12 protein-coding genes and 1 pseudogene are annotated in these 9,508 nt (G+C 62.6%); 7 read left to right on the forward strand and 6 right to left on the reverse strand.

The genetic code is table 11. The features are described from left to right. Nucleotides 1-186 (reverse strand): YciI family protein (locus VFP86_08220; GenBank protein ID HET8999615.1); only part of this gene is annotated, 186 nt, incomplete at its 3' end. A 190-nt stretch (nucleotides 187-376) separates the two neighbouring features. Further along, entirely contained in the window at nucleotides 377-763 is a 387-nt protein-coding gene (locus VFP86_08225; protein HET8999616.1) for a hypothetical protein, read from the reverse strand. A 212-nt stretch (nucleotides 764-975) separates the two neighbouring features. Here VFP86_08225 and VFP86_08230 point away from each other — a divergent pair, with 212 nt between their 5' ends. From VFP86_08230 to VFP86_08245, 4 genes are all read left to right on the forward strand, one after another. Continuing rightward, nucleotides 976-2,226: an MFS transporter gene (locus VFP86_08230; protein ID HET8999617.1), complete on the forward strand. Its 1,251-nt coding sequence runs from the start codon at nucleotides 976-978 to the stop codon at nucleotides 2,224-2,226. A 788-nt stretch (nucleotides 2,227-3,014) separates the two neighbouring features. Beyond that, on the forward strand, nucleotides 3,015-3,464 hold the full coding sequence (locus VFP86_08235; protein HET8999618.1) for a response regulator: 450 nt from the start codon (nucleotides 3,015-3,017) through the stop codon (nucleotides 3,462-3,464). Between the two features lie 181 nt (nucleotides 3,465-3,645). After that, complete coding sequence (locus tag VFP86_08240) at nucleotides 3,646-3,978, forward strand: hypothetical protein (GenBank protein ID HET8999619.1); 333 nt, start codon at nucleotides 3,646-3,648, stop codon at nucleotides 3,976-3,978. Nucleotides 3,979-4,111: 133 nt separating this feature from the next. Continuing rightward, nucleotides 4,112-5,605, forward strand: coding sequence for a DUF3179 domain-containing protein (locus VFP86_08245; protein ID HET8999620.1), 1,494 nt, complete (start codon nucleotides 4,112-4,114; stop codon nucleotides 5,603-5,605). 263 nt (nucleotides 5,606-5,868) lie between these two features. On the opposite strand, the gene VFP86_08250 is transcribed toward VFP86_08245, so the two are convergent. Further along, the gene (locus VFP86_08250) at nucleotides 5,869-6,018 is read right to left on the reverse strand and encodes an ATP-binding protein (protein ID HET8999621.1); all 150 of its coding nucleotides are present in this window, start codon (nucleotides 6,016-6,018) and stop codon (nucleotides 5,869-5,871) included. Between the two features lie 370 nt (nucleotides 6,019-6,388). Between VFP86_08250 and VFP86_08255 the strand changes: the two are divergent. Next, nucleotides 6,389-6,514, forward strand: a pseudogene (locus tag VFP86_08255) (alcohol dehydrogenase). A gap of 437 nt (nucleotides 6,515-6,951) precedes the next feature. Here VFP86_08255 and VFP86_08260 read toward each other — a convergent pair. The 3 genes from VFP86_08260 to VFP86_08270 are packed head-to-tail and all read right to left on the reverse strand — an operon-like array spanning nucleotide 6,952 to nucleotide 8,421. Beyond that, nucleotides 6,952-7,368 carry a TIGR03667 family PPOX class F420-dependent oxidoreductase gene (locus tag VFP86_08260; GenBank protein HET8999622.1) on the reverse strand — a complete coding sequence of 139 codons (417 nt, stop codon included), beginning with the start codon at nucleotides 7,366-7,368 and terminating at the stop codon, nucleotides 6,952-6,954. Further along, complete coding sequence (locus tag VFP86_08265; protein ID HET8999623.1) at nucleotides 7,361-7,645, reverse strand: DUF6295 family protein; 285 nt, start codon at nucleotides 7,643-7,645, stop codon at nucleotides 7,361-7,363. The genes VFP86_08260 and VFP86_08265 overlap by 8 nt, the downstream gene beginning before the upstream one ends. A 14-nt stretch (nucleotides 7,646-7,659) precedes the next feature. Beyond that, nucleotides 7,660-8,421 carry a dienelactone hydrolase family protein gene (locus VFP86_08270; GenBank protein HET8999624.1) on the reverse strand — a complete coding sequence of 254 codons (762 nt, stop codon included), beginning with the start codon at nucleotides 8,419-8,421 and terminating at the stop codon, nucleotides 7,660-7,662. A gap of 367 nt (nucleotides 8,422-8,788) precedes the next feature. On the opposite strand from VFP86_08270, the gene VFP86_08275 reads away from it, so the two are divergent. Together VFP86_08275 and VFP86_08280 are read left to right on the forward strand one after the other, a co-directional pair. Further along, complete coding sequence (locus tag VFP86_08275; GenBank protein HET8999625.1) at nucleotides 8,789-9,046, forward strand: transposase; 258 nt, start codon at nucleotides 8,789-8,791, stop codon at nucleotides 9,044-9,046. A gap of 348 nt (nucleotides 9,047-9,394) precedes the next feature. After that, on the forward strand, nucleotides 9,395-9,508 hold a 114-nt coding region (locus VFP86_08280), incomplete at its 3' end, for a DNA-3-methyladenine glycosylase I (GenBank protein HET8999626.1).

Raw genomic sequence — 9,508 nt, forward strand, 5'->3', positions numbered from 1 at the left:
CCCGCCCCGGACACGCACGGTCGTTGCCGCGCTGACGGGCTGGAGGGCGTTGGAGGCGATATAGTGGCCGCTCTGTCGTAGCTCCTCGTTAAAGGCTATTGAGTCGCGAATGACGGTTGCATGTTCGCTGTCGGACAGGGCATCCCAAGTCTTCTGCTCGAAGTAGACTGCACAAAGATATTTCATCGCTGTGCTCCTTATCGCGCTCATGCGTTTATAGACATTTGTTAGTCGTTCGGCAGAGCCTGGAATCGACAAAGGTTGTGAGAAATAATTACTCTGAAAGCCATGAATGCCTCAATCTCTCTGTGGATATGGTAACGACACAGCTCAGGAAGACCGTGCGGGTTCAGTCACCCACGTAGGAACGTCACGTTCACTTATACACGACCAGCCAGCCTACCCCCTGCGGACACGAATCCCTCGGGGTGAAATCGAGGATCTTGCTCCCTTTCCATTGTGCTGCCGGCGTATCATCCCGAAGGGGCCGCCGGGCGTGCACCGGCGTACCATTGGCGTCGAGCACCCACGTCTCCGTATCCTCGTCGACGGTCAGGGCCTGGCCTAGGGTGTCCAACAGCACGAACCTGGAATTGCCTCGTACGGACCACGTGAAGGTCGTCGTCGATAGATACAGCGTCACTGGCCGGCGGAGCAGGATCTCGGCCACCATGCAGCCCGCTCGCTGATCGGTAGCCGCAAGAGCAGCACCCCCGGCGATTGCCAGGAGGCTCGATAGGACTATCACCGCCGCGATTCTCATATGCGTTGTCCCTCCCCGGAGCGCTGATCGTCCTTGCCTCCCTGCGGATGCACATGAGAGACATTCCATGTCTGCGGGGCTCAGTCCCTCAATCTCCCGCCCCAGCCGCTTCCAGCACGGTGCAGCCTGAGAGCCGGCAGGTTTCGGCGGACAGAGATGGGTCTGTCCGGACGAAGGAGAACCCTCTCTCACAGGCTGAAACGCTCCCGGTGATGAAGACACGGAGAACTGATCGCCGCCCCGAGACCCGCTGGCGCGCCCTCGTGTTGATCGCCGCTGCGCAAATCGGTGCGATGGGCACCTGGTTCAGTGCGGCGGCGGTGGCGCCGGCCCTCGCGCGGGACTGGCACCTCTCCCCCGCGGCGGTCGCGCTGCTGACGGTCGGCGTCCAGTTGGGGTTTGTCGCCGGCGCGCTCGCTTCGGCGGTGAGCGGGATCGCGGACATCTTCTCGACCAGGGCGGTGTTCGTCGCCAGCGCCATGGCGGCGGCTGCCGCAAACGCACTCCTCGCCGCCATCCCAGGCGACTTGCGCCTGGCCATCCCGTTGCGGTTCCTGCTGGGGGTGGTTCTCGCCGGCGTCTATCCCACGGGCATGAAGTTGATGACGGGGTGGTTCAGGGAAGGGCGGGGGCTGGCGATCGGGATCTTGGTTGGCGCGCTTACACTGGGGTCGGCCCTTCCGCACTTTCTCGCCGGGATCGGGCTGGCCGGGCAGCTCCCCTGGCAGTCGGTGATCCTTGCGACCAGCCTCGGCGCCGTGACATCGGCCGCGATCGTCGGGTGGTGCGTGCAGCCAGGACCGTTCGAGGGACCGTCCGCCCGCCTCGACCTCGGTTGGGCGCTGCGGTCTTTTCAAGATCCCGCAATCCGACTCGCCAATTTCGGGTACTTCGGGCACATGTGGGAACTCTACGCGATGTGGACCTGGGTCCCGGTGTTTCTCCTGGCGAGCTTTCAGGCGTCCGGCGGCGTAGCCGGCGCGGCCGCTGCTCGTTCCGCGAGCATGGCGGCAGCGTGGGTCATCGGGATCGGCGCCCTCGGGTGCGTTGCCGGAGGCTTGGCGGCAGACCGTCTCGGGCGCACGATAACCACCGCGGCGGCCATGGTGTTGAGCGGGAGTTGTGCCATCGCGACCGGACTGCTGTTCGGAGCACCCCCCGTCCTTGTGGTCGCCATCGCGTCCGTGTGGGGGATCAGCGTTATCGCCGATTCCGCGCAGTTCTCGGCGTCCGTGAGCGAACTCGCGCAGCCGGAGCGCGTCGGTAGCGCGCTGGCGCTCCAAACCGCATTGGGATTCCTGCTTACGGCGGTGAGTATCCAGGTCCTCCCGTTTGTGCTGAGAGGGGCGGGGTGGCAGGGAGCGTTTACGGCGCTCGCTGTGGGGCCCGCGTTGGGCGTCGTGGCGATGCTCCGCCTCCGCGACCGTCCGGAGGCCCCGCAGCTCGCCGGAGGGCGCCGGTAGCCTATCGATTCACTGAAGGAGCTCTCCCTGCGCCTTTGGGACGACGATGCGAATGGAACACACCCGGCTACTACCGCGGCCACAACAGGTAAAGCAGACGCCATAGCCCCCGATAGTCCAGCAGACCTCGGAGCACATCCCCTCGACGATTGTCTCAGCGACCCGGCTCATGAACTGGGCCACCGACATAGAGCGAAACGGCCGATCACGACGGCGGCCCATCTGTCGCTGCGCGGCTTTGAGCATGGCTTGATGCTCGGGCGTGAGCCGGACCGGCTTGCACTCTGCGCAAGCCTCCACACGAAGGGCCGTCACCGTCCCCCGGTGGACGACCGCCAGAACCGCCTTCCGACAACACCCTGTCTCGAAGTGGCCCACCTCGAACTCCGCGCGGGCTGCTCGAGCTAACTTGTCAACGTCTATGTACGCAAGAGAGGCCGAACGCTCGAACTTGGGCCGTCGAACTTCGACCCGAATCGGATGTCGAAAAGTGGCCACCAGCCTCCCCCGACTCGATAGAGCCATGGCGCTCCCTCCTATTTGTAGGTGAGTTACGTTACCTGGGGTGAGGCTTTCCGTGCGCCTCCCGAAGTCCCTGCCTACTGTGGCTCATTGAGCGATCGCGCTTCAGCGAGGCATTGGAGCAGGGTCAGGTCTTGCCTTCCTGAGTTCTGGGCACCTTCATGGTGGAAATCGAAAGTCACCTCGCCGGATGATTCGAGAGGCATCGCACCCCGTGGAGGACGTGCCACGGTGTCGGAAACGTGTGATCCACGGGGGGAGAGACCATGGAGCCGGGCGGGAAGCGTCGACGAGGCCTCGAGATCCTCATGGTGGAGGATAACCCGGCGGACGTCGGTCTGACGATCGAGGCCCTCGACGAGGAGGGTGTCCGGCATCACGTCAGTGTGGTCGAGGATGGCTTCGAAGCCCTGGCATTTTTGCATCGCGACAAGGCGTTTGCTGATGCACCGCGCCCAGATCTGATCCTTCTGGATTTGAACATCCCCAAGATGCAGGGCCACGTATTCCTTGGGGAGATGCGAAAAGACCCCGATCTCAGGGAGATCCCCGTCATCGTCTTTTCGGCGTCCGATGCCCCACTGGATAAGGCCAGGAGTTATGCCCTCAACGTAGACCTGCACGTGAAGAAACCGATGGACCTGGGGGAGTTTACGGCGATCGTGAAGGAGATCGTCAACCTGCCGGCGATCCGCAGGGTTCGAAGGGCTCAGTAACCTCCCTCCGCAATTACGGCCGGACGCGATACAAGCAGCGCACGAGGACCTACCCTATGGTCCTCTGACGCCCGCGGCCCGTTCGATACCGAATTGGTGTTCCCCCTCGGTTGAACGCGACGAGACCACTCGACCGGAGGAAGGAATTCTTGCGCGGCCCCACCGGAATAAGCCGGTATCCATGAACGAGATCATGATCAGGGAAGCGCTGGTGTTTGGCGGTGCTGTTGTCGGTGCCGTGTGGGGATACTTCTTTGGCAGGATCATCGAACGCCGCCGATGGGCGTTGGAGGTGAGTCCGAGCCTCGAGGCGCTCGAGCGGTGGGCCCTTAAAGTCTGTCAAGGACTCGAAGGCTTGGAGCGGTCCCTGATGAACATGGGATCCGCCTATATGTCCGAGACAGCCGTGCGGGCTCACTCCGAGTCAAAGGAAGTCCTTACCGATGCAAAGGTCCGCGTGCTTTCCATCAAAACTTCGGATGGGCGCGGCTTGAAGCCGGTTATATCCCGCTAACCACGAAGCCGGCAACGGACCATCGGCTGCCGCCTACGGGCCTCAAGGGGATGGTCCGGCCGTTTGCAGAGGGCGAGGGCAGACCGCCCGCGAAGAGCATGGGATGGCGCTCCGCAGCCCAAGGCGGTGGTCCGTGAGGCGGTCGGCTCTTGCATCTGCGTTCCTGGTCGCCCTTCTCGGCGCGGGGGTACTCGCGAGCTGGCGTGGCGGTGTGCAGGCGACCGCTGTTGCGCCGGGATCGATACGGGCGCCATTTTCTCGCATCGATGCGGCCAGGCTCATGGACGACCTCATTTCGTCCCCTATCGCCGCCCGGTACGCCCTCAAAACGATCGTGACCGCCCACGATCCTCGTTTTATTGCCCCCCTGATTGAAGCCATGCGCGCGAGCCAGGTCGGGGTGCTCACGAACGTCGACGACACCGCCGTGATCAACGCCCTCGAGACGCTGAGCGGAAAGCGGTTCGGGGATGACTGGCCGATGTGGTCGGAATGGTACGGTGCTACTGCCCTCGTGCCTCCTCCCGGGTTCACCGGGTGGAAAGGGCGGTTGTTTGGGCGCCTCGATCCGCATTTTCGCGAGTTTTTGTCCGATGCGGCCCCGTCCCGGATTCGGGTTGAGGAGATCCAGTGGGGCGGGGTGGCTGTGGATGGTATCCCCGCCCTCACCCATCCGAAGATGATCCCGGCGGCCTCGGCAACGTACCTCATGCCTGAGGAGCCGGTTTTTGCGCTCTCGATCAACGGCTATGCGCGCGCCTATCCGCTGCGTATCCTCGATTGGCATGAAATGGTGAACGACCGCGTCGGTGGGGTTCCGGTTTCGCTCGCCTATTGCACCCTGTGCGGTGCGGGCATCGCCTATGACGGACGAGCCTCAAACGGCGTCACGTACACCTTCGGGTCCTCGGGTCTGCTCTTCCGTAGCAACAAGCTGATGTATGACCGCGAGACGCGGACCCTGTGGAACCAACTGACAGGTGAGCCTGTACTCGGGAAATTGGCCAGGACCGGCGTCCGGTTGATACTCCGGCCCCTCGTCCTGACTTCCTGGGGAGAGTGGCTGGCCGAACATCCCGAGACAAAGGTCCTGGACGCCCACACCGGCTACGAGCGTACGTACGCCCCCGGGACACCTTACGCACGGTACTTTGCCTCTCCGGGCACGATGTTTCCAGTGTGGCGTCGAAGCCGGGTGCTGCCATTGAAGGCGCGCATCTATGCCTTGCGTATCGCTGGCACGCCCAAAGCCTTTCCGGCGGACCTGTTGGCGGCCCGTCGCGTTGTGAATGATGCCGTGGGGGGCACACCCGTGGTGCTCATCGCGAAGCACCGTGCCGTCACCGTGAATGGGCAGCAGCAGGGAGGGCCGCTTGACCGGTTCCGTGGCGCGCCGGGTGCCTACAGCGCCGGGGTCGAGGTCCGCGCCTTCCGCCGCGGAAGCGACCGGTTCCAACCTGGGCCGGACCCTGATGTCGTTCTCGACGGGTGGAGCCGTCCTTGGCGCGTCACCGAGGCGGCGCTGATTGGGCCCGGAGGGATCAACGAGGCCCGAGTTCCTGGATTCCTTGCGTATTGGTTTGCTTGGTACGCGTTCTTCCCCCAGACCCTCGTTTACCATCCGTAACCTAGGGAACTGCCCTCGGGCGCCCAGCGCTTTATGGGCGGGAGGTGGATTCATGTGCTTCGCATTCAGGACTTCTCGACAGGCACTCGCCTCCGCGCCGCGGGGGTTAGCCCGATGGTCGGGTTGAGGACACCGGCCGCGGCGTGGATCCCACCGTACGGATCAGGCGGCGGAACCGCTGTAAGATCTGCGGCCGGCTCTTGCCGGATGCGCGGGTGTTCTGCTCGTATTGCGTGCAGTACGTGCATGAGCGTTGATACGCACTAGGGGGCAGCGGGTCGAGAGGACCATCGGGGCAGCGTCACCTGAACCGTGGTCCCTTGACCGACGCTGCTCACAATGGAGAGCCGACCCCCCCGCCGCTCCGCCGCGGCCCGGGCGATGGTGAGCCCGAGGCCGTATTGCGCTCGCACGAGAACTTGGGGGTGGTCTCAATCTCGGTCCTTTGTTTCTCGGACTGCACATCGGGGGGCATCTTAGGTTCGAGGAGAAGGGCAACGCGAGCGTTCCCTCATGTGAGGAAAACTGGCGGAGGGGGTGGGATTCGAACCCACCGCACATTTCCTGATTCTGCATGTTTTTATCAGGTGTTCTGAGCGCTTGGACCGAAATTTGTCACGCCAGCGTCGCGTCGGCGCCCCGAGCGCATACTATGACCGGCGACGCATCGGCACGTGGGCGGGCCAGGCGGTTGCACCCCAGGTCGCGTCGCTCCGCAGCAACCTCTTGATCGCCTTCCCCGGCCAGGCGGGTCAGTTCGGAGTGAGCGTCGGCACTGCCGCGCTGCGCTTTGCCGAAATGACCGGCGTGCGCCCCATGATCGAAAAGTACCCGCTTGCAGAGGCCGCCGACGGCTACGCTCGCATGATGAGCGGGAAAGCAGAATTCCGCGTTGTCCTGACCATGTGATATGCGGCCATGTTCGGGGAAAAGTTTCCGACGTGAGCCCCTGACGAAGATCTGCCGGCCTCGGATACGCTGCGACGCGCGCTTAGAAGTGGCTGGAAGGGGATCACATCACAGCTTCGTGACGAGACAGCACCGATAAGCGTACAGCGCTAGGCGGGAAATCACCCAGCCCAGATATGTCAGACCACTCGATCGGCGGCGAACTCGGCCACCGGGATTCCTAGCATCCTAGGCCACCATCCTGCGGTCGATCACCGTGCTGGGTTGGAAACGCGCTCCCGGCAGGTTTGTGAGCATCACGTGGGCACGGGCCATCTCCTCGCCAATAGAAGCTTCAGGTCGTGGGCGTATTCCTTGATTAAGCTCCGGCCCAGCGCGAACCCATAGCCGCGCGTGAGCCTGGAACCTGCCGTCATTCGGTCAGGGTCGCTATCGCATCACAGTCCCCGCATAGATCTCGGGGTGACGAGAATGGGCACTGAGTAAGAGGCCGCAAACTGTGGCACCGTCAGGCCAATGTCCTTGAGCCCCTGCTTGTACTTTTGAAGGTAGGCCTTGATCCTGGCTACTGGCGGTTGTCTTCTCGAGACCACCGCTTCACCGATCAGGACCGCGACATCGCCGCCGTCTTTGCTAGTGTTGAGACTCAGCGCAACGTTGCGGTTACGGGCTATATGCTCCACTTTGGCCGTGTGTCGCTCACTAAAGATCAGTACCGTCCGGCCGTCCCAGTGAAACCAGACTGGCCTGGGTTGGGGACTGCCGTGCGTATCAACTGTGGTCAGCCAGATGATCTGCTCTTGGCGCAGCCGCCGGTTGACCCGTCGCCCGAGGGGCGACGTGAAGTCAAGCATGAGCGTGGTTCTCCTCCAAGTATCCGCCCGCCTCGGCCCGCCTGAGCACCGCCTGGATCGTCTCGACCAGGGTGCGAGCCGACTCCACCGTGAGTTCTACGGCGACGCGCGCGCCCGGCCCCTGCGCCTCATTCACAAAGTCGATATTCAAAGCATGCTCCAGCGGGAGGCTGAAAGGGTGGTCATAGGACACGTTGGCCTGGCGCACGGTGAACCACCCGCCCGCACCCTTGCCTCTGCCCTCGACCTCCACCTGCCTGGCGATCATGGTGCACATTGTCGGTCTCCTCTCTACTGTCCACCAAGATGCTTCTGAAGGAAGGCGAAAACCTTGTGCCAGCCGTCCACCGCTTGCTGCTGCCGATAGGCCGGCCGGTCATAGTAGAAGAAACCATGACCCGCATTCGGATACATGTGAAACTCATAGGTCTTGCCGTACTTCTTGAGTTCCTCCTCATGGCGGGTCACCTGTTCGGGCGTGGGACCCTTGTCCTCCTCACCGAAGAGGCCCAGGACCGGGCAGGATAGGTCGCTGGTGTAGTCGATCGGGGCCACAGGCTGCTTGGGTGTGAGTTCCTCGCTGGACATTACTACGCGCCCGCCCCAGCAGTCCACGGCCGCGTCAAAGCCTTTTGCACGACACGCTGTGAGATACGCGTGTCGGCCGCCCGAACAGGTGCCGAAGACACCCACTTTGCCGTTGATGTAGGGGAGCGAGCGCAGGTATCGCATCGCTCCTCCAACATCGCCCACGACCTGGTCGTCGGGCACGCCCCCTGCTGCGCGCACTTTCGAGGCCACGTCCTCAGGGGTGCCGTGGCCGTCGCGGAAGTAAAGATTGGGAGAGAGCGCGGAATAGCCGTGGTGTGTAAACCTGCGCGTGGCCTCGCGGTACCATTCGTCCCAGCCGGGCAGGTGGTGGATCAGCACCACGCCAGGAAAGGGGCCAGGGCCCAAGGGTCGGGCAAAGTAGGCGTTGATGACATCCCCGCTGGCGCCGTACATCGTGACGGTCTCTGCAAGCATCCCTTCATACATGTCAGTCTTGTACATGGCTCCTCCTCTTGTCATCTACGCGCCTCACGCATACATGTGACCAAAGTAGGCGATCGCCCCTTCAAAAGTCGCCTTGATCTCCTGGGGCGTTCCGTTGTACAGGTCACCCGAAACAAAGGCAGAGCAACTTGATGTCGTCTTCAAGCACAATCACTCAGTTCGAATTCGCCGGCAAAGGCTATCGAGTCGCGGTCACCGAAGCCACGAACAAGGTGTCGAGATGAGAACCACGCCTGGCGGTAGTCCTAGGCTACCCGTATCCTAGCGTGTCTCTCAAACAAAATCCCCCTCTCGGCACCACGAACGGTTGTTCGGCTCGTAACACGAGGTCGGAAAGATCACTCGTTAATTCGGAAGAGACGGAATGACGACATGGAACGCAAACGGCCACATCACCAAGCAAGGATCCCCCTGGGTTCGCTGGATCCTCAGCGAAGCCGCCCAAATGGCGAAGCGCCGCCCGCCGCTCGCGCGCGCCTATGTGGAGATTGCCCACCGGCGGGGCAAGAACATCGCCACCATTGCGATCGCCAGGAAACTCTTGGCCCGTTGCTATTACATCCTCAAGGCGGTAAAGAGTCAGCAGACGGACATTAGCGGAGCAGGCCTCCGTGCCGGGTGAGCTCGCGGCTCTTCCTGTGCCTGAAATACGGCCGTTGATATGACTGAGCAGCCCGGCCCGGATACAACGCAATGGTGACCCCCGCTAGGGAGGGCCTGAATGGGTGGATGCGAGACCAACTCCGTTTGAGCGCTCACCGGGTGGAGGATTGGAAGGATGCCGAAGAAAAGGAGCAAGATAAGACGGAAATCGAGTGGGGTCGGCCCGGCCTCATGGGTGGACGAGCCTGCAGATCCAGGACATCGGGGATCGCATCTCCGACAAGACCCATCGGCAGCGGCGACAATAATAGCCCAACCAGGGTGTTGAGCCGCGGGCTGGCCGAGGTCAAAAGGAACGGTGCGTGAGTTGAAGCGTTGTCCGTGGTCGAACACAGACCCCCTGATGATCTCGTATCATGACACAGAGTGGGGTGTGCCGGCCCACGACGACAGGAAGCTCTTTGAATATCTGATCCTCGAT

It is taken from the genome of bacterium (genome assembly GCA_035703895.1).
GTDB lineage: Bacteria > Sysuimicrobiota > Sysuimicrobiia > Sysuimicrobiales > Segetimicrobiaceae > Segetimicrobium.

Coding starts and splice junctions, on each gene's coding strand:
- VFP86_08225 (HET8999616.1), bottom strand. CDS start 763: ATGAGAATCGCGGCGGTGATAGTCCTATCGAGCCTCCTGGCAATCGCC.
- VFP86_08230 (HET8999617.1), top strand. CDS start 976: ATGAAGACACGGAGAACTGATCGCCGCCCCGAGACCCGCTGGCGCGCC.
- VFP86_08235 (HET8999618.1), top strand. CDS start 3,015: ATGGAGCCGGGCGGGAAGCGTCGACGAGGCCTCGAGATCCTCATGGTG.
- VFP86_08240 (HET8999619.1), top strand. CDS start 3,646: ATGAACGAGATCATGATCAGGGAAGCGCTGGTGTTTGGCGGTGCTGTT.
- VFP86_08260 (HET8999622.1), bottom strand. CDS start 7,368: ATGCTTGACTTCACGTCGCCCCTCGGGCGACGGGTCAACCGGCGGCTG.
- VFP86_08265 (HET8999623.1), bottom strand. CDS start 7,645: ATGTGCACCATGATCGCCAGGCAGGTGGAGGTCGAGGGCAGAGGCAAG.
- VFP86_08270 (HET8999624.1), bottom strand. CDS start 8,421: ATGTACAAGACTGACATGTATGAAGGGATGCTTGCAGAGACCGTCACG.
- VFP86_08275 (HET8999625.1), top strand. CDS start 8,789: ATGACGACATGGAACGCAAACGGCCACATCACCAAGCAAGGATCCCCC.